This is a genomic window from Aneurinibacillus tyrosinisolvens (assembly GCF_001015055.1).
Lineage (GTDB): Bacteria > Bacillota > Bacilli > Aneurinibacillales > Aneurinibacillaceae > Aneurinibacillus_A > Aneurinibacillus_A tyrosinisolvens.
Genome location: NZ_BBWZ01000005.1, coordinates 242,917 through 261,623, shown reverse-complemented (window position 1 = coordinate 261,623; position 18,707 = coordinate 242,917). Strand labels below are relative to the sequence as shown.

The 18,707-nt window shown below is 47.9% G+C and carries 17 protein-coding genes and 1 pseudogene; all 18 read right to left on the bottom strand.

All coding sequences use genetic code 11. From position 1 onward, the window contains the following. Positions 1-436 (bottom strand): translation initiation factor IF-2 N-terminal domain-containing protein (locus MBEAL2_RS07485; RefSeq protein WP_047151684.1); only part of this gene is annotated, 436 nt, incomplete at its 3' end. 17 nt (positions 437-453) lie between these two features. Next, complete coding sequence (locus MBEAL2_RS07480; protein ID WP_047151683.1) at positions 454-753, bottom strand: YlxQ family RNA-binding protein; 300 nt, start codon at positions 751-753, stop codon at positions 454-456. Then, positions 750-1,025: an RNase P modulator RnpM gene (gene rnpM / locus MBEAL2_RS07475; RefSeq protein WP_047151682.1), complete on the bottom strand. Its 276-nt coding sequence runs from the start codon at positions 1,023-1,025 to the stop codon at positions 750-752. The genes MBEAL2_RS07480 and rnpM overlap by 4 nt, the downstream gene beginning before the upstream one ends. Positions 1,026-1,032: 7 nt before the next feature. Further along, positions 1,033-2,175 (bottom strand): transcription termination factor NusA, encoded by a 1,143-nt coding sequence (nusA, locus tag MBEAL2_RS07470; protein WP_047151681.1) that lies wholly within the window; start codon positions 2,173-2,175, stop codon positions 1,033-1,035. A 26-nt stretch (positions 2,176-2,201) separates the two neighbouring features. After that, positions 2,202-2,660: a ribosome maturation factor RimP gene (gene rimP / locus MBEAL2_RS07465; RefSeq protein ID WP_047151680.1), complete on the bottom strand. Its 459-nt coding sequence runs from the start codon at positions 2,658-2,660 to the stop codon at positions 2,202-2,204. Between the two features lie 199 nt (positions 2,661-2,859). Further along, positions 2,860-7,159: pseudogene (locus MBEAL2_RS07460) on the bottom strand (PolC-type DNA polymerase III). Positions 7,160-7,240: 81 nt separating this feature from the next. Continuing rightward, a complete protein-coding gene (locus MBEAL2_RS07455; protein ID WP_047151679.1) occupies positions 7,241-8,953 on the bottom strand; it encodes a proline--tRNA ligase in 1,713 nt (570 codons plus the stop codon). A 33-nt stretch (positions 8,954-8,986) separates the two neighbouring features. Next, positions 8,987-10,222, bottom strand: coding sequence for an RIP metalloprotease RseP (gene rseP, locus MBEAL2_RS07450; protein WP_047151678.1), 1,236 nt, complete (start codon positions 10,220-10,222; stop codon positions 8,987-8,989). Between the two features lie 48 nt (positions 10,223-10,270). Beyond that, on the bottom strand, positions 10,271-11,407 hold the full coding sequence (locus MBEAL2_RS07445) for a 1-deoxy-D-xylulose-5-phosphate reductoisomerase (RefSeq protein ID WP_047151677.1): 1,137 nt from the start codon (positions 11,405-11,407) through the stop codon (positions 10,271-10,273). 37 nt (positions 11,408-11,444) lie between these two features. Continuing rightward, the gene (locus MBEAL2_RS07440) at positions 11,445-12,230 is read right to left on the bottom strand and encodes a phosphatidate cytidylyltransferase (RefSeq protein WP_236692707.1); all 786 of its coding nucleotides are present in this window, start codon (positions 12,228-12,230) and stop codon (positions 11,445-11,447) included. Between the two features lie 22 nt (positions 12,231-12,252). Continuing rightward, positions 12,253-13,029 carry an undecaprenyl pyrophosphate synthase gene (uppS, locus tag MBEAL2_RS07435; RefSeq protein ID WP_047151675.1) on the bottom strand — a complete coding sequence of 259 codons (777 nt, stop codon included), beginning with the start codon at positions 13,027-13,029 and terminating at the stop codon, positions 12,253-12,255. A 64-nt stretch (positions 13,030-13,093) separates the two neighbouring features. Continuing rightward, positions 13,094-13,651 carry a ribosome recycling factor gene (gene frr / locus MBEAL2_RS07430; RefSeq protein WP_047151674.1) on the bottom strand — a complete coding sequence of 186 codons (558 nt, stop codon included), beginning with the start codon at positions 13,649-13,651 and terminating at the stop codon, positions 13,094-13,096. A 4-nt stretch (positions 13,652-13,655) separates the two neighbouring features. Continuing rightward, positions 13,656-14,378: a UMP kinase gene (gene pyrH / locus MBEAL2_RS07425; protein WP_047151673.1), complete on the bottom strand. Its 723-nt coding sequence runs from the start codon at positions 14,376-14,378 to the stop codon at positions 13,656-13,658. A 117-nt stretch (positions 14,379-14,495) separates the two neighbouring features. Then, positions 14,496-15,386 carry a translation elongation factor Ts gene (gene tsf / locus MBEAL2_RS07420; protein ID WP_047151672.1) on the bottom strand — a complete coding sequence of 297 codons (891 nt, stop codon included), beginning with the start codon at positions 15,384-15,386 and terminating at the stop codon, positions 14,496-14,498. 116 nt (positions 15,387-15,502) lie between these two features. Beyond that, positions 15,503-16,210 (bottom strand): 30S ribosomal protein S2, encoded by a 708-nt coding sequence (rpsB, locus tag MBEAL2_RS07415; protein ID WP_047151671.1) that lies wholly within the window; start codon positions 16,208-16,210, stop codon positions 15,503-15,505. Between the two features lie 177 nt (positions 16,211-16,387). Next, positions 16,388-16,888, bottom strand: coding sequence for a DUF6115 domain-containing protein (locus MBEAL2_RS07410; RefSeq protein ID WP_047151670.1), 501 nt, complete (start codon positions 16,886-16,888; stop codon positions 16,388-16,390). A 25-nt stretch (positions 16,889-16,913) separates the two neighbouring features. Next, entirely contained in the window at positions 16,914-17,228 is a 315-nt protein-coding gene (locus MBEAL2_RS07405; RefSeq protein WP_047151669.1) for a hypothetical protein, read from the bottom strand. Between the two features lie 30 nt (positions 17,229-17,258). Further along, the gene (locus tag MBEAL2_RS07400) at positions 17,259-18,695 is read right to left on the bottom strand and encodes a flagellar assembly protein A (protein WP_047151668.1); all 1,437 of its coding nucleotides are present in this window, start codon (positions 18,693-18,695) and stop codon (positions 17,259-17,261) included. Positions 18,696-18,707 lie beyond the last annotated feature (12 nt).

The following is an 18,707-nucleotide window of genomic DNA, read 5'->3' as shown; positions in this document are numbered from 1 at the left end:
GATTGTTGCTTCTTCCTTGATTGCTTCCACCGGACTGATTGTTGCTTCTTCCTTGATTGCTTCCACCGGACTGATTGTTGCTTCTTCCTTGATTGCTTCCACCGGATTGATTGTTGCTTCTTTCTTGATTGCTTCCACCGGATTGATTGTTGTTTCTCGGCTGGTTATTGCTCGTTCTGCTTTGGTTTTGATTGTTCGTGTTTTGGTTGTTTTGTTCCATCTTCCCACTCTTTTCCGTATCGCGCTTTTCCTGTTGCTGTCCCTTTGCACGTTCTTGCATCTGTTTAAGATGCTGTTCTACCTTCTGCATGGTGTTTTCCTCTAACGTACTCATGTGATTATTTACCGGTGAATTGAGTTTAGTAAGAAGATTAACTAACTCCTTACTGCTCAACCCAATCGTTTTGGCGTATTCATAGACTCTCAATTTACTCATTCATTCACCCCCGCCATTTATTGAACAATCAATTGCTTCAACTTCTGCGCAAACCCCATATCCGTTATCCCTATAACAACTCTCTGTTCTTTGCCAAGTGCTGCACCAAGTGAAATTCGATCCCCGTAGGCTGCCCAGGGTACCTCATAGCTGCCGCATTTATCGGTAATTTTTTTTCGCGTATTGGCTGAGGCATCACTCGCGAGAATAACAAGCTTTACCTGTCCCTGACGGATCGCTTTTACGACTAGCTCTTCTCCCGTAATCAATTTGCGGGCACGCATAGCAAGGCCTAGCATTTGCTCTATCTGATTCATTTCCTCACATACCTCATAAATTCCTGTTCAAGTTCATCGTACATAGCTTCCGTAATTTCTGCCTTCAATGTTCGATTCAACATTTTTTTCTTCTTGACCGTTTGAAACGCATCCTGAGAACGGGAGATGTAGGCGCCTCGCCCGGATGCCTTTCCTGTCGGGTCAATCTTTACAGCGCCTTCCGGTGTTCTTACCACGCGGAGCAAATCACGCTTATCATACATTTCCTGTGTCGCAATGCATTTTCGCTGCGGAGTTTTTTTCGCCTTCACGAATCCCTTACTCCCTTTCTTCCTCTACGTGGGCTTCTGCAAATTCAGTAGATTCAGGCTGGTTCTTCTTTTCTAACGGAATAATAGAAACCGGCTCGGTAAAAGTAAACCCTTCTTCCGCAGCCTGTGCCTCACTCTTAATATCAATCTTCCATCCGGTAAGTTTAGCGGCAAGGCGCGCGTTCTGTCCCTTCTTCCCGATTGCGAGGGAGAGCTGATAGTCCGGTACGACCACCCGGGTCATTTTCTCGCCTTCATAGACGGTTACATGGACGACTTTAGAGGGGCTTAACGAGTTCGCCACGTATTCAGCCGTGTCTTCCGACCACTTCACAATGTCAATTTTCTCGCCCTTCAATTCTTGAACAACCGTTTGAACGCGCATCCCTTTCTGTCCCACACACGCGCCCACCGGGTCGACGTTCGGGTCGGACGAATGTACAGCGATTTTCGAGCGGTCTCCCGCCTCGCGTGCAACCGAACGGATTTCAACAACACCGTCAAAAATTTCCGGCACTTCAAGCTCGAATAAGCGTTTTAAAAGGCCGGGGTGTGTACGGGAAACAAAGATTTGCGGCCCCTTCGTTGTCTTTTCTACTTTTGTAATAAACGCTTTTACCCGGTCACCCTGTTTAAATGTTTCCGTCGGCATTTTCTCGTTTACCGGCATGAGCGCCTCGACTTTGCCAAGATCAATATAATAGAAACGGCCGTCCTGGCGCTGGACAATCCCGGTTACGATATCCTGTTCTCTGTCAATAAACTCATTGTAGATGATGCCGCGTTCAGCCTCGCGAATGCGCTGGGTAACGACCTGCTTTGCCGTCTGTGCGGCAATGCGCCCAAAATCGCGAGGGGTTACTTCCATGTCAATAATGTCGTCTAACATATAGTTCGGGTCAATTTCATGTGCTTCATCAATGGAAATCTGCGAACGGCTATCCGTTACTTCTTCCACAATTGTTTTGCGGGCAAAAACCCGGACATTTCCCATTTCACGGTTAATATCAACACGGACGTTTTGTGCCGAGTTGAAATTTCGCTTATAACCGGACACGAGCGCAGCCTCAATCGCTTCGATAAGCACCTCTTTGCTAATGCCCTTTTCTTTTTCTATATCATTTAATGCTTCAATAAACTCCGCATTCATGGTAATCCCTATTCCTCCTTTCAATTTTAAAACACAACAGCCAAACGGGCACTGGCCACTTTTTCCATCGGTATCATGGCACTTGCTTTTGCCTCTTTGATTTCAAGCTGTTCTCCATCATAGGAAACCAGCTCACCCTCAAACACCTTGGCCCCATTAATCGGTTCATACGTCGTAATGTGCACATGCTTACCAATGGCGCGCTCATAGTCCTTTTCTTTTTTTAGAGGCCGCTCAGCACCCGGAGAAGAGACTTCGAGAAAGTACGCGGTTGGAATGGGATCCGCCTCATCCAGCTTCTTGCTTAACTTCTCACTAACACGTCCGCAATCCTCAATGTCTACCCCGCCTTCCTTGTCTATGTATACGCGGAGGAACCAGTTGCTCCCTTCCTTCTTATACTCAATTTCAACGAGTTCAAGATTTTCTTCTTCAATAATTGGCGTCACCAGTTGTTCGGTAAGGGTGATCACGTTTTTGCTCAAGGATATAAACCCCCCAGGTAGCTATCTGTATACTCGGTCTTACTGAACATTTTGCCTTGTTCAGCTAAAACGAAAGAGTGGGTTTCCCCACTCTCTCCGTTACTTCATCACGTATCGTTAGTATTACCAAAAGTTATTATAACATAAACCCTTCTTTCCAGGCAATAACAACACCCGAAGCCGCCCCCAATCCTTTCATTTAGAACAATGAAAGCTGGTTTGTCTCCGGAAGATTCGATAAGCACCCCTGCTGCTGCAGCAATTCGATGACAGATCGTGAGCAGCGGGCGCGCTGCTGGAGATCTTCGATGGAAAGAAACTCTCCGTTCTCCCGCGCTTTCACAATGTTCTCCGCCGCGCTTGTTCCAACCCCGGCCAGCGCGTTAAACGGTGGAATCAAACTGTCTCCGTCAATGATAAACTGGCTGGCATGCGAGCGGTACAAATCAATATTTTTAAAGGAAAAGCCTCGTTCACACATCTCAAGGCACATCTCAAGTACCGTCAGCAGTGTTTTTTCCTTCGGCTGCGCATCATTTCCCTTTTCGGCAATTTCCTTAATTTGAGCCCGGATTGCCTCTGAGCCGCGGACGGCCAGTTCAACATCGAAGTCATCCGCACGTACGGTAAAATAAGTCGCATAGAAATGAATCGGATAGTGTACCTTGAAATAAGCAATGCGTACTGCCATAAGCACGTAGGCGGTAGCATGCGCCTTCGGGAACATGTATTTAATCTGTTTGCAAGACCAGATGTACCAATCCGGTACATTGTTTGCTTTCATTTCTTCTTCCATCTCCGGTGTAAGGCCCTTCCCTTTACGTACGGACTCCATGATTTTAAAAGCATAGGAAGGCTCAAGCCCCTTATGCATTAGATATACCATGATATCATCCCGACAGCCGATAACGTCTTTAAGTTCACACGTGCCTTTGCGTACAAGTTCCTGGGCGTTGTTTAGCCATACGTCCGTTCCATGGGAAAGACCGGAAATCTGGACAAGCTCGGCAAAGGTTGAGGGCCTTGTATCCTCCAGCATTTGCCGGACAAACTTCGTCCCGAACTCAGGCACGCCAAGCGTTCCGATTTTACTGTCAATCTGTTCCGGCGTAACACCGAGCGCTTCCGTTCCGCTAAAAATCTCCATTACTTTCGGATCTCCGACCGGGATGGTTTTCGGATCCAGCCCCGTTAAGTCCTGCAGCATCCGGATGACGGTCGGGTCGTCGTGGCCGAGTATATCGAGTTTCAACAGGTTATCGTGTATGGAGTGGAAGTCATAGTGGGTCGTCTTCCATTCGGCATTCTTGTCATCTGCCGGAAATTGAATCGGACAGAAATCATAAATTTCCATATAATCCGGCACAACAATGATGCCCCCGGGGTGCTGGCCCGTGGTCCGTTTTACACCCGTACAGCCGCCGGCAAGGCGATTCATCTCGGCTCCCCGCCAGCTCAAGCCTTTTTCTTCCCCATATTTGCGGACAAAGCCATAGGCTGTCTTCTCGGCAACGGTACCGATTGTACCGGCACGGTATACGTATTCTTCTCCGAACAGCTCTTTCGTATAGTTGTGGGCCTTCGGCTGATACTCCCCGGAGAAATTCAAATCGATATCGGGTACCTTATCCCCTTTAAAGCCAAGGAAGGTCTCAAACGGGATATCGTGCCCGTCGCCGACCATCCGGATCTGGCACGTTGGACAGTCTTTCGGCGGCAGATCGAAGCCGGAGCCGTATTCCCCTTTCGTAAACCATTCGCTGTGCTTGCACTGCGAACACCGGTAATGCGGCGGCAGCGGATTTACTTCCGTGATTTCCGTCATGGTCGCTACGAAGGAGGAACCTACCGAACCCCGGCTTCCGACCAAGTAGCCGTCGTCGATAGATTTTTTTACAAGCTTGTGGGAAATTAAATAGATAACGGCAAATCCGTGCGTAATAATGCTGTTTAATTCTTTCTCCAGGCGCTTTTCTACGATTTCCGGAATCGGCTCGCCGTATAGATCTTTTGCCATGTTATAGCTCATCGAACGAATCTCTTCTTCTGCCCCTTCGATTTTGGGCGTATAAAGATCCTTTGGTATAATCTGCAGTTCCTCAAACCGATCGGCTAGAAGGTTCGGATTCGTCACTACGACTTCTTTCGCCTTCTCCGGGCCGAGATAAGAGAATTCCTCCAGCATCTCGTTTGTCGTACGAAAATGAGCATCCGGCTTACGCTGCTCTTTCAATGGACTGAATCCGGTAATTCCTTGAATGAGAATGTCCCGATAGTCTTTTTCAAACGGGTGAACATAGTGCACATTCCCTGTTGCGATAACAGGCAAATTTAATTTTTCTCCAAGTTCAACGATTTTACGGTTAGCTTCAATCAGGGCCGCCTCTCCCGCTACCAGTTGTTTGTCTACCAGGTGGCGGTTAATTTCAACCGGCTGGATTTCCAGCACATCATAGAATCGGGCAGCTGCTTCCGCCTCTTCCAGGCTTTTGTTCAATACCGTCTCGAACAACTCTCCCTTTTCACACCCGGAACTAATGAGCAGCCCCTCGCGGTATTGTTGTATTTTCGACCGTGGAATTCTCGGTGTACGATACAAATATTTTATATGGGATAAAGAGATAATTTTATACAGGTTTTTCTTGCCCGTTTCATTTAATGCATAAATGTTGCAGTGAAACGGCCTTGTATTCTGCAAGTCCAAACCGACATGATTATTTAAATCAGCCAGGTCAGTAATTTCTTTTGCCAGCACTTCTTTTAACATATGATAGAAAACCTGCCCTGTCGCAGCCGAATCATCGACGGCCCGGTGGTGGTTTTCAAGGCTGACATTGAACTTATCAGCCAGCGTATTCAGGCGGTGGTTTCGCATGCTCGGGTAGAGGAAACGGGCCGTCTCCAGCGTATCAAAAAACGGATTTCCCACTGGCGGGAGCCCGATTTTTTTACAGCTTGCCTGCAGGAATCCCATATCAAACGCGCGTTGTGGGCAACGAGAACGGCGTCGCCGACAAAATCGATAAATTCGCGCATGACCTGGTCTAACTCCGGTGCATCCCTGACCATGCTGTCTGTAATGCCCGTTAATTGCTGAATGTTGTGCGGGATCGGCTCATGCGGATTTACGAACGATTCATACTGCCCGATTACCTCGCCGTCCTTCATTTTTACGCCGGCAAGCTCGATGATCGTGTTGTTTACAACAGATAAACCGGTTGTCTCCACGTCAAAAACGACATACGTATCACCTGCGAGCGAGCGGCTCTGCGGCTGGTGGACAATGAGGGTCGAATCCGGCACTACGTTTGCTTCGATACCATAGAGCACTTTAATTCCGTGCTTTTTGGCGGCGGAGAATGCTTCGGGAAATGCCTGTGCAACGGCATGGTCTGTTATCGCGATTGCTTTATGTCCCCACTCAGCCGCCTGTTTAATGAGCCGATCAGCGGACGCAATGGCGTCCATAGCGCTCATGTTTGTATGGCAGTGAAATTCAACGCGCTTCTCTTCTGCGGTATCTTTTCTCGTAGCAGCAGCTTTTACTTGATTGATGTCCTTAGCCGTCATCACAAGCTCTCTCGCATATGCATCATCCTGGACAACGCCGCGCACTTTCACCCAGATCCCGTTTTTAATCGCGGATAATTTCGGAACATCCTCTTTGTCATGGGCGAAAATTTTCACCTGCAGGGAATCTGTATAGTCGGTAACGTTAAAGGTACACAATGAACGGCCGCTGCGCAGCTCGCGCACCTCCGCCCCAAAAACGAGGCCCTGGATGCATGTTTTTCCCTGCTCCTCCTGAATCTCGCAAATCGGAGTTGGCTCGTCCTTAATATCATAGCCAATATGAAGGACCTCAGGCACATCCTGCGAACCTGCGCCGCCCTCCTTCTCCTCTTTCTCTTTTCGGTAAGCGCTTCAAGCGCCCGTGTCCGATCCTCTTCCTCTCTTTTCTCTACGAACTGCTGGTAGGACTCCGTATCCTGCACGACATTGTATGTAAGGACGACTTTTTCCCCGCACAGCTTTTCGACCGTCTTTGCTATCCATTCATCCACATTGCGCCGCTTCATCATTTCGATAGCGATTTCGTTTGGTACGCCAAGCTTGATTTTCCTGTCTACTAACTCATACGCAGCTTCTTTAAGATAGGAAGCCGTAGAATTGATGTGCGGGGACACCTGCTCAACGATCCAGGGCCAGTAGTCCTGCAAAAACCCCGGCAGCGGAACAGGCTCGTTATACTGCATAGTACAGTCTACAGCGGCAATCTGGTTGAATGCCTGGACAAGCTTTACGTGGAAAGCCTGATACACGTTTAATGGCAGCAGGGCCGGCAGCCGGAAGGTAAAGTGCCACTTCTTCGTCTCTCTGTATACGTCCACCTTCTCAATCTGTCCCTCATAAAAATACTTCTCAATGAATTCGGGCGGAATGGCCAGTTGCTGAAGGAGCAATGAAAAACGCTCCTGCTTGACAGAATGATTCCCCATGGATACACACCTTTTCCCCATAAAATTAAGCAGGTACTCCCTGAAGCAAAGGAGTACCTGGTAGAGTATAATTGCCTAAACTTATGCCTGCAAAGAAACAGAGAGCGCCTTAATCCGTTCCGGTAATTCGCTCGTTTGAATTTCGAGCGCTTCTCCTGTTTTGCGAACTTTAACCTCGACAATTTCTTCAGCCGCTTTGCCTCCGACCGTAATCCGGATCGGAAGGCCGATTAAGTCCGCATCCTTAAATTTCACGCCGGCGCGCTCGGCACGGTCGTCGAGCAATACTTCGTATCCTTCGGCTAGCAATTGCTCATAGAGCGATTCAGCGAGCTGCCTTTGTTCATCGTTTTTCACATTCACCGGCACAACATGAATTTGGTACGGCGCAAGTGTCCAGGGCCAAATAATGCCGTTCTCGTCATTGTTTTGTTCCACACAGGCGGCAACGGTTCTTGATACCCCGATACCATAGCAGCCCATGACCATCGGTTGCTCTTTCCCGTTTACATCGAGGAACTTGGCGCCCATCTTCTCGCTATAGCGGGTTCCGAGCTTGAATACATGTCCCACTTCTATTCCACGAGCGAACGCGATATGTCCACCGCAGCGCGGGCACTCATCACCCTCCACAATATTGCGTAAGTCGGTATATGTTTTAATAGCGAAGTCTTTTCCAGGCGTTACGTTTTTGTAGTGGTAGTCTTTCTCGTTCGCACCCGCTACCGCTCCCGTCATATCCTGCACGGCAAAGTCAGCCACAACCTCAATTGTATCCGGCAGCTGGAACGGGCCGACAAATCCGATCGGGATGCCCAGCTCATTCATTTCCGCTTCCGATGCCATCGTAAGTACATTGGCATCGAACACGTTTTTCAGCTTGATATCGTTTAGCTCATGGTCGCCCCTAACAAGTGCGACGACAAACCGATCATCCGCTTTAAATACGAGCGCTTTAATAAACTGGCGGGCTTCCATATGGAAGTGGTTCATTAACTGCTCAATCGTTTTAACGTCCGGTGTCGGTACCTTCTCCATTCCACCGGCAGCTTCCTGTTTCTCTGCCCCCTGCCTGTACACCACTTCAGCCTTCTCCAGGTTTGCAGCATAGTCACATGAAGTACAATAAGCGATCGTATCTTCCCCAATATCGGATAGCGCCATAAACTCGTGTGTTCCTTTGCCGCCAATGGCTCCGGCATCTGCCTCTACTGCACGATATTTCAGCCCGGCGCGCGAGAAAATCCGGCTGTATGCGTCATACATGCTTTGATAGCTCACATCAAGCCCGTCCCTGCTCGTATCGAAACTGTATGCATCTTTCATAATAAATTCTCTGGAGCGAATGACCCCGAACCGCGGGCGGACTTCGTCGCGGTATTTCGTTTGAATTTGATATAAATTTATCGGGAGCTTTTTATATGTGTTTAAATTATCTCTTACAAGGCCGGTCACAACCTCTTCATGCGTTGGCCCGAGGACAAAATCCCGGCTGTGCCGGTCTTTCAGGCGCATGAGTTCGGGGCCATATGCATCCCACCGGCCTGTTTCCTGCCACAGCTCAGCCGGCTGAATGGCCGGCATGGAAATTTCCTGTGCACCCGCGCGATCCATTTCCTCCCGCACAATTTGCTGCACCTTGCGAAGCACGCGGTGCCCAAGCGGAAGGTACGTATACACCCCCGATACAAGCTGGCGAATCAGCCCGGCTCGTACCATGAGCTGGTGGCTCACGATTTCCGCTTCAGTGGGAACTTCCCGCAGAGTGGGAAGAAATAAATTAGACTGTTTCAAAACGCTCTACCTCCTGAGTACGATAGGTTCACTTTAGAAAAAACGCTGGATATCATTCCATGTTACGACAAGGATAAGAAGCATGAGAAAAGCAAAGCCGAGAAAGTGAACCATCCCTTCCTTCTGCGGGTCAATCGGGCGCCCGCGAACCGCTTCCACTCCGATAAACACAAGCCTTCCTCCATCGAGAGCCGGCAGTGGCAACAGGTTCATAATCCCGAGGTTCACACTTAGCGCTGCAGCCCATTGTATCAAAATACCAAGCCCATTCTCAGCCGCTTTGTACGTATAATTAAAAATCCCAACAGGTCCGGACAATTCTTTGACTGGTACCTTCCCCGTAAATAGCTGGCCCAGCATATTATAAATGAGCATAGAGAAATCATAGGTTGTAACCGCACCATACTTTGCCGCCCCGATGACCGACTTGGAAGTGGGGGAAAACACACCGATTTTCCCTGTATTCTGCTCCTTCGCAGGCGTAACGATGGTCGAGAATTGCTCCCCATTTCTTTCGACAATAAACTTCAATTCCCTGCCGGGCGATTTGCTTACAGCCTCAACAATGTCTTTCCAATTGTTGGTCGGCTTGTCTCCGATCGAAATGACACGGTCTCCCTGCACCAGCCCCGCTTTTGCGGCTGGCTGGCCGGGTATTGTCTTTCCGATTAAAGGCTTGTCGACCGGAACGCCATAAAACAAACCAAGCAGTGTAAGCAGCACGAACGCTAAAATAAAATTGGCCAGTGGGCCGGCAAAAATAGCGGCCGCGCGCTGGCCGACCGTTTTACTGCCAAACTGTCTATTATACGGTGCGATTTGTGTTTCCTGGTTTTGATGAAGAAGCATCGCTTGCGGGTGGACACGGTAGACAACTTCCTGCCCGTCCTCTGTGCCGCGAATCGTAAGAGCACGTTCAAGGTCCGCCTCCTCGACCGTTATGACCGTCGCGCTCGGGTGGTTGCGGATACCTGTCAATATAATCCGCTTTACCCTTCCTTCGCTATCAAACTCAAGACCGGCATCCTGCCCTTTTTGAATTTCAATCACTTCCGGATCTTCCCCCGCCATCCGTACGAATCCGCCAATCGGCAAAAGACGCAGCGTATAGCGTGTTTCTCCTTTTACAAAAGAAAACAGCTTAGGTCCCATTCCAATCGCAAATTCACGGCAAAGAATACCCGCTCTCTTTGCAAGCAGTAAATGTCCTAATTCATGGATAAAAACTAGCAACCCAAACACAAGAATAATGGCTAAAACCTTTAGCAACGGGGTTCCACCTTTCCTGGTTGTTTGGCCAAAAAACTCGGCCTCTTCCTATTGTATTGCTTCCTGGCGTGCCCAACGATCTGCTTCAAAAATCTCTTCAAGCCCCGGCTGTTGTACGACTCGATGCTTAGCCATAACGGACGCAATCGTATCCTCGATAGCCAGGAAGGCAATCTCTCCCCGCAAAAACCGCGCTACCGCCACTTCATTCGCGCCGTTTAAAACGGCAGGCATCGTTCCACCCTTCTCCCCTGCTTCATAAGCAAAAGAGACACACGGATACCTTGTAAAATCCGGCGCAGAAAAATGCAGTGTCGATATAGCCGTCAGATCAAGCGGTTCCGTCTGCAGCGGTAGCCTGTCGGGGTAGGTCAGTGCATACTGGATCGGTATTTTCATATCCGGTGTTCCCATTTGAGCCATCACCGCCCGATCAGCAAACTCGACCATAGAGTGAATAATGCTTTCCTTGTGAAGCACGGTATCAATCTTCGAATACGGAAGGTCAAATAACCAGTGCGCTTCGATGATTTCCAATCCCTTATTCATCATTGTTGCCGAATCGATCGTAATTTTAGCCCCCATGCTCCAATTCGGGTGCGAGAGAGCCTGTTCGACGGTAACGCCACGAAGCTGCTCGCGCGATCTATCTCTGAAGGAACCTCCGGAAGCCGTTAAAATAATTCTGTTGACCGCCGTTCGACTCTCTCCCTGAAGGCATTGAAAAATCGCTGAATGCTCACTATCTATAGGTATGACGGCAATGCCGTTTTCTTTCGCTTTTTGCATAACAATATGTCCGGCGGTAACGAGCGTCTCCTTATTGGCAAGGCCGATCGTTTTTCCCGCTTCAATCGCTGAGAGGGTTGGCGCCAGTCCTGCACTTCCAACCATCGCTGCTATCAGAAACGTCGCCTCATGGTGAGTAGCAACATGAACTAGGCCCTCCTGCCCCCATACGACTTTGATCGCTTGCGGCAGTTCGAGGCGAAGCTTCTCAGCTGCTTCCTTCGTTTCAACCGATACGAGCCGCGGCCGGAATTCCCTCACTTGCCTTGCGAGAAGTTCTGTATTTCGGCCCGCAGCAAGTGCAACAATTTCAAATCGTTCCGGATACTGTCTAACAACTTCGAGTGCCTGTGTCCCGATTGAACCTGTCGAGCCTAAAATTGCTATCTTCTTCATAATTTCCCCCTGCCATAGCTTCAAAACGAAAAGCGGACTACAGTAAATGTAACAGGTGAAGAACCGGAAAAACAACAAGCCAGCTGTCTAACCGATCCAGGATGCCTCCATGACCCGGCAGTATTGTGCCGGAGTCTTTCACATCCAGTGTACGCTTAATTGCAGATTCCATCAAATCGCCCAGCTGGCCGCTGATGGATACGACGAGCCCGACAAGCAGCGCCTGTGGAATCGGCATCATATTCGTAACCATGGCGAATACAGCCATGGTTACAATCGAAAGGATGACACCACCCAGTGAACCTTCTACCGTTTTATTGGGGCTAATCGATGGCCACAGCTTCCGCTTCCCCCGTGCTTTCCCTACAAAATAGGCGCCTGTGTCCGTTGCCCACGTACTAATAAGGACAGCAATTGTAATCCAGAAGCCGTTTACAAGCCGCGTTTCATTCATAAAGTGAAAAGCGATGCCAAGGTACAGCGAGCTGAACAGGAGGTAAGCAACTTGCTTATATTCCACACGGTTTTTTGAAGCTACCGTAATAAACAGGAGAAGTAAAATAAACAAAAACAGAACATCCCCTCGGATCATCGTTCCCTTCCAAACGAGGTCCGGAAGAAGCAACAGCCAAAGAAAAAACAGGCCGGAGATGCCATGCCAGTCCATAATACGAATCCGGTTCATCCTGATGAGTTCATAGTAAGCTAAAGTAGCAAGAAAAAAAACAAGGGCAGTATACCAGAGTCCTCCTGCATACACAACAAGAAGAAAACCGGCTCCCCCCACAAGACCTGTTACGATGCGTGTTTTCAAGCGTTCCACCTCTTACTTTAGCGTAAAAGCATTATGTCAATGCTCCGTACCGTCTGCTGCGCTGCTGATACTCTTTAATCGCCTCATAGAAATCATGCTTTGTAAAATCCGGCCAGTATACATTGCTGAACCACAGCTCACTGTATGCGAGCTGCCACAACATAAAATTACTCAGTCTCAGCTCGCCACTTGTGCGGATAAGCAAATCGGGATCAGGCAAATCCTTTGTCGCCAGATAGGAAGCAAACAATTTCTCATCGATTTGCTCTTCCTCTACGAGCCCATCTTTCACATCCCGGCTTATCATTTGGACCGCATCAAGCATTTCTGCCCGGCTGCCATAATTCAGCGCAAAATTAAGGATGAGCCCGGTATTATGCAGCGTCTTTTCCCTGGCCTCCTGTAAGGCTGCAAGCGTATAAGAAGGAAGTTTATTTTCATGTCCCACCATGCGAACCCGGACGTTCCGCTCAACTAACTCCTCCAGCTCGGTCGCCAGGAACTCCTGCGGCAAGCGCATTAGAAAATCAACCTCATCCGCCGGCCTCTTCCAGTTTTCCGTTGAAAAAGCGTATAGCGTCAAGACTTCAACTCTAACCTCATCGGCTGCTTTGGTAATTTCCTTGACGGTTTTCATTCCTGAACGGTGTCCAGCTATACGAGGAAGGCCTCGCTGCTTTGCCCATCTCCCGTTTCCGTCCATAATAATGGCCACATGCCGTGGTACATTGGCCCGGTCGATTCCAAACTCATCTAACGAAACAGATTCTTCATTTTTTTGCATCCACCTGGTTAGCTTGTCAAGCATACATGTTATCCCCCGTGCAAACAAATATCATCGGCCCCCTCTTGAATCGGAGGGGGCAGGATGATTATACTTCCATAACTTCTTTTTCTTTATCGGCTACTGTTTTGTCAACAAGCTCAACATATTTATCCGTCGCTTTTTGCACCTGCTCCTGGTTGCGTTTCATCTCATCTTCCGTAATCAAACCATCCTTTTCCATTTTCTTAATGGAATCATTGGCGTCCCTGCGGATGTTTCGGATCGCTACTTTGGCTTCTTCCCCTTCTTTTTTGGCTAATTTAACCAATTCAACCCGGCGCTGCTCGGTAAGAGCAGGAATGGAAAGACGGATAATGTTTCCGTCGTTTGTAGGGGTCAAGCCGAGATCGGACTTTAGAATGGCTTTTTCAATTACACCGAGCATATTCTTCTCCCAGGGCTGGATAACAAGCATGCGGGGTTCTGGTGTGCTTATGTTCGCTACCTGATTGACTGGCATTGGAGAGCCGTAATAATCGACACTGACTCTGTCCAACAAAGCAGGCGTTGCTCTTCCTGCACGAAGGGTCGTTAACTGGCGCTTTAATGAAGAAACCGCTTTTTCCATTCTTTCTTCTGCTTCTTTTAATATTTGCTGTGGCATATCGTTAATCTCCTTTCACAATCGTTCCGATTTTCTCTCCCATAACCGCTCTCTTAATATTCCCTTCTGCCATTATGGAAAAGACAATAAGAGGTATGTGGTTATCCATGCACAGGCTGGAAGCTGTAGAATCCATAACACCGAGACCTTTGTTTAACACATCGAGAAAAGTTAAGGATTCGAATTTCTCTGCATTCGAATCAAGGGACGGATCGGCAGAATACACGCCATCCACCTTGTTTTTGGCCATCAAAATCACTTCTGCCTCGATTTCTGCCGCCCGCAATGCAGCCGTTGTATCCGTCGAGAAGTATGGATTTCCTGTTCCTGCAGCGAAAATAATGACCCTGTTCTTCTCTAAATGGCGAACTGCTTTTCTTCGTATGTATGGCTCCGCTACTTGCCGCATTTCAATGGACGTCTGTACTCTCGTCGGAACGTTCACCTTCTCCAGGCCGTCCTGGAGAGCAAGGCTGTTCATAACGGTAGCCAGCATTCCCATATAATCAGCGGTCGTGCGGTCGATTCCTTTTTCACTGCCGGCCAGGCCACGCCATATATTGCCACCGCCAACCACAATAGCCACCTGTACGCCAAGCTCAACAATTTCTTTAATCTGGCGTGAGATCGAATTAATTACGTCCGAATCGATCCCGTACCCTACATTGCCGGCCAGTGCTTCTCCACTTAATTTTAATACAACACGTTTGTATGCGGGAAGAGGCATTGAAAACAACTCCAATCATCCTATATTTCTTCTCTTGTATCAGCTTTTCCTGCTTGCTGTTTCTTTATCATTTATAAAATAGGGAACACGTCGTGTTCCCTATTCATTGTCAACCGATTATTGTTTTTTAGTTTGTGCCATAACTTCTTCAACGAAGTTATCCACTTTCTTCTCAATGCCTTCTCCCACTTCGTAACGAACAAAACGCACAACTTCCGCATTTCCGTTTTCTTTCAGCAGATTTTTCACTTTTTTGTCCGGATCCTTAACGAAAGTCTGTTCTACGAGGCACACTTCTTCATAGTATTTATTGATACGCCCTTCAACCATCTTCTGAACGATATTTTCTGGCTTTCCTTCATTGAGCGCTTGAGCAGTAAGAACCTCACGCTCTCTCTCAAGTTCAGAAGCATCTACCTGGTCGCGGCTTACGTAAGTTGGTTTGGCAGCAGCGATTTGCATTGCAAGATCTCTTGCAAGATCTTCATTTGTCGTATTGTTTAGTTCAATTAACACACCAATACGGCCACCCATATGTAGGTATTGGCCGAACACACTGTTCTCGCCTTTTTCAAGAATTTCAAAACGGCGAAGCGACATGTTTTCACCGATTGTTGAAATTTTTTCATTTAATACTTCCTGAAGCGGAGCCCCTGTTCCTTTGAACGATTGTCCCATTGCTTCTTCTACATTCGCCGGACGCTGGCTGAGAAGATGCTCGGTAATTTCCTTAACGAAATTCTGGAAGTTCTCATTTTTTGCCACGAAGTCTGTTTCGGAGTTAACTTCAACGATACAGCCCACATTTCCTTCCACAGCGACTGCAGCAAGTCCTTCAGCAGCAACACGGTCCGATTTCTTTGCAGCTTTTGCGATTCCCTTCTCACGAAGAAGATCGATTGCTTTTTCCATATCACCATCAGTTTCCTGCAGCGCTTTCTTACAATCCATCATTCCTGCGCCTGTTCTTTCACGCAATTCTTTTACCATGCTTGCACTAATTGCCATGAGAAAGTCCTCCTAATATTTGGTTATGTTAAGTGTTCCCTACAATCCTTTATTGTAATAAAAGGGTGGAGAAAGGTTACGATACCCTCCGTCCACCCTTGCATTACTTGTGGATTTTATTCAGCTGCCGTAGCAACCTCTTCACCTTGATTCGCTTCCAAAATCGCGTCTGCCATTTTAGCAGTCAGTAATTTAACCGCACGAATCGCATCATCGTTACCTGGAATTACATAATCGATTTCGTCCGGATCACAGTTAGTATCTACGATCCCTACGATAGGAATACCCAGTTTACGAGCTTCTGCAACAGCGATGCGCTCTTTGCGAGGATCAATGATGAAAATCGCATCCGGGAGACCCTTCATATGGCTGATACCACCGAGGAATTTTTCAAGACGTTCTTTTTCTTTGCGGAGAAGGATAACTTCTTTCTTCGGCAGAACTTCGAACGTTCCATCGTTTTCCATCTTCTCAAGCTGGTGCAGACGAGCTACACGCTTTTGGATGGTGCTGAAGTTTGTCAGTGTACCACCCAACCAGCGCTGGTTGATGTAATACATTCCACTGCGTTCAGCTTCTTCAGCTACAGATTCCTGTGCTTGCTTCTTCGTACCTACAAACAGGATTTTTCCGCCTGCTGCAGCTACCTCGCGAACAAAGTTGTACGCTTCGTCAACTTTTTTCACTGTTTTTTGTAAATCAATAATGTAAATCCCATTACGTTCGGTGAAGATATAGCGAGCCATTTTTGGGTTCCAGCGACGTGTCTGGTGACCGAAATGAACGCCTGCTTCCAGTAATTGTTTCATAGAAATTACTGCCATCTTCAACGCACCTCCTCTAATTGGTTTTTGTATTGCCTCCGCTCTTCGCATCTTCGAATGAAACTCCGGAAAATCCACCCTGAGCACCATCATTCAAATTGAAGGGCGTGTGTATTTTTACACCGTTTGTAAATATACCATAGGAATAAAAAAAATGCAACAACTTAAACACAGAGATTACCGGGCAGTCGAATCCTTTTGCTGTCTTTTTATCATTTGGATGACCATCTCTACCTCGCCATTGCCAATTCCCAGTTTGCGGGCAATATCCTGGGATGTATGCCCCTGTTCATACATAACGGGTATTTCCCGGTATTCATCCTTTAAAAACAGGAAATTCTGGCTGACTGGCTCGTTTCTGCCACCCCCCTGCAGACGGTTATGCTCCGTTTCCCCGATAAGCGTCTGGAGCTGCCCGTACTGCTTTGTAAGGTGTGCAATTTGCTCTCGCGCAGCAGAAAGTTCTGCTTTCATTCCTTCGAGTTCAAAATCCGTCGCACGCTTTATCCGGGCAACCGATTGTACAAGCTCTTTGTTTTCTTTTTCGAATTCATCGATTAATGCTGTCAGCTGCTCCACGTGGGCATTAGCGCCCTCGCTCGGCGGGCGCTTCTTATTTGCTCGTGAATAAAGGACGAACAAAGCGACTGTTAGCAACAACAACCAGACCTCAATCATAAACACTCACCAACTGTACTTGTAATTAAAATGAAATATCGATATGGTGCCCGGCATAAGGGTGCAGGTTTTCTCTGTCCGGGTCCGGCTCTTTCCCAGCTGCGGCGCCCGGTTTTCCCTCTTTTTTTGGAGCTTCCCCATGTTTCTGACGCTCTTTACGGCCCTTTTCTGTTTGCTCTGTTTCGAGGGTACGCGTGCGGTTTATTTGTTCTTTTTCCTGCCTTACATGTGCCAGCATTGCCTGTTCCTGCTGTGGGCGTTCCTGAAGGTGTTCGTGTACTTTTCCTATGTCCTGTGTTTTTGGAATCGCAATCTGCAACTCTATTGCACGCAATGACATATAAACTTCCTCCCGTTTCCCGTTTCCGGTTTACAGTACTGTTGACGTAACGCGGCCATCCTCTCCCATAACAAATACGGAGCGGCTGCAATTTTCCTTTATAAAGCGAACGGCATTTCCAAACACGAGTTTTGTTCCGCTGTACATTATACTAAGGCATTCTACCCTTGCGTTTTCCATGCTAGTTAATTTCTCTTCAATTTCCTGCGAACGCATTCTTGCCTGGGCTAATTTCTTTTCAGAGAGAAGCTTTGAATTCATCAGCTTTATCTGCATCGTTTTCTTCTCACGCGTAAGTGTCCCCTGCTGTGCAAGCACCTGATCAAGGAAGCGGAGCCCTTTCTCGGATTTATCTACATTTTCTCCGTGCGTTTTTATATCTGCTTTTAAGGCCAGGTATTCCTCACGGAGCTCAGGGACTGCCCCCACTTCAATGCTCGTTGGCGTGTTGTTTGCGTTTCCATAAATTTTAGCGACGACCCGCTCGCCGGATTGAACGGTCCCCCCGACGATAAGGCCCTTCGTCGCTTTACAAATAACGTTGCGCCCGGCACTAACTGTGCTGTGCATAATCGTCTGGGAGACGATGACATCATTGCCGGCTTTTACGGCAGCATTTTGAATAAATCCAACCTTAACGTCAATCCCTGCTGTAACAGACCCTTTGTCATGTCCAATAATTCCGGCAATAATCTCTATTGACCCTTTCGCCTCAAGCGTCGCGCTTTCAATCCCACCGGCTATCTTTATATCCCCGCCGGCTTTAATCGTAAAACCGGGATGTACATTACCACGTATAACTACATTTCCCACAAAGTCGATGTTTCCTACACTAAAATCAACGTCTCCGTTTACTTCAAACACAGAGAATACATTAATTTTCGTTTGTTCCGTTATGGTCACCTGTCCATCGGCGGCTGCATACGCATTCGATTTCTCCTGATCAAGCAGCACATTCTTTCCAATTTTAAACCGCGCTTCTTTTCCGTCCTTCGGAGCAATCTCGTCCCCTGTTACGCCTCTGCCCGGGGTTCCTCTGGCAGGGGCGTGCTTTTTAGCCAGGAGCTGGCCTTTCTCCACATTTAAGAGCTGGAGTACATTATAAAAATCAACGCTGCCGTCCTCTCTTTCCGTTGGCCCGTGATAATCTGAGGGATGGGCGACAAATTCAATAGAACCGTCGTTTCCATGAATAGGTGCCGTCCCTTCTGCAATGATTAAAACCTCGCCCCGGTATGCATTTGGGCCATCCGCTATTTTTCTTACAAGCTCCTCTTTTATTCCATACGTAACCTTATTGTTCTTTAACACATCAATAAGTTCATTATAAGAAGCAGCCTGTATTTCCCCTTCCGGAGAAAACTCCAGTGATGCCTGGAGCCTGTCTTCTGTTATGTTTACCTTGACCGCTTCGGACACCGGCCTCGTATTCGGGGTGTTTTCTCCCCTACCGTCTGACTCCCCCATATTCTCAACACT

What these genes read in the sequence shown, in the direction of transcription:
- MBEAL2_RS07405 (WP_047151669.1), bottom strand. Translation starts at nt 17,228, where the DNA reads ATGTCATTGCGTGCAATAGAGTTGCAGATTGCGATTCCAAAAACACAG.
- uppS (WP_047151675.1), bottom strand. Translation starts at nt 13,029, where the DNA reads ATGCTTGACAAGCTAACCAGGTGGATGCAAAAAAATGAAGAATCTGTT.
- pyrH (WP_047151673.1), bottom strand. Translation starts at nt 14,378, where the DNA reads ATGCCTCTTCCCGCATACAAACGTGTTGTATTAAAATTAAGTGGAGAA.
- MBEAL2_RS07410 (WP_047151670.1), bottom strand. Translation starts at nt 16,888, where the DNA reads ATGATTGAGGTCTGGTTGTTGTTGCTAACAGTCGCTTTGTTCGTCCTT.
- MBEAL2_RS07400 (WP_047151668.1), bottom strand. Translation starts at nt 18,695, where the DNA reads ATGGGGGAGTCAGACGGTAGGGGAGAAAACACCCCGAATACGAGGCCG.
- nusA (WP_047151681.1), bottom strand. Translation starts at nt 2,175, where the DNA reads ATGAATGCGGAGTTTATTGAAGCATTAAATGATATAGAAAAAGAAAAG.
- tsf (WP_047151672.1), bottom strand. Translation starts at nt 15,386, where the DNA reads ATGGCAATTAGTGCAAGCATGGTAAAAGAATTGCGTGAAAGAACAGGC.
- MBEAL2_RS07480 (WP_047151683.1), bottom strand. Translation starts at nt 753, where the DNA reads ATGAATCAGATAGAGCAAATGCTAGGCCTTGCTATGCGTGCCCGCAAA.
- MBEAL2_RS07445 (WP_047151677.1), bottom strand. Translation starts at nt 11,407, where the DNA reads ATGAAGAAGATAGCAATTTTAGGCTCGACAGGTTCAATCGGGACACAG.
- rpsB (WP_047151671.1), bottom strand. Translation starts at nt 16,210, where the DNA reads ATGGCAGTAATTTCTATGAAACAATTACTGGAAGCAGGCGTTCATTTC.
- frr (WP_047151674.1), bottom strand. Translation starts at nt 13,651, where the DNA reads ATGCCACAGCAAATATTAAAAGAAGCAGAAGAAAGAATGGAAAAAGCG.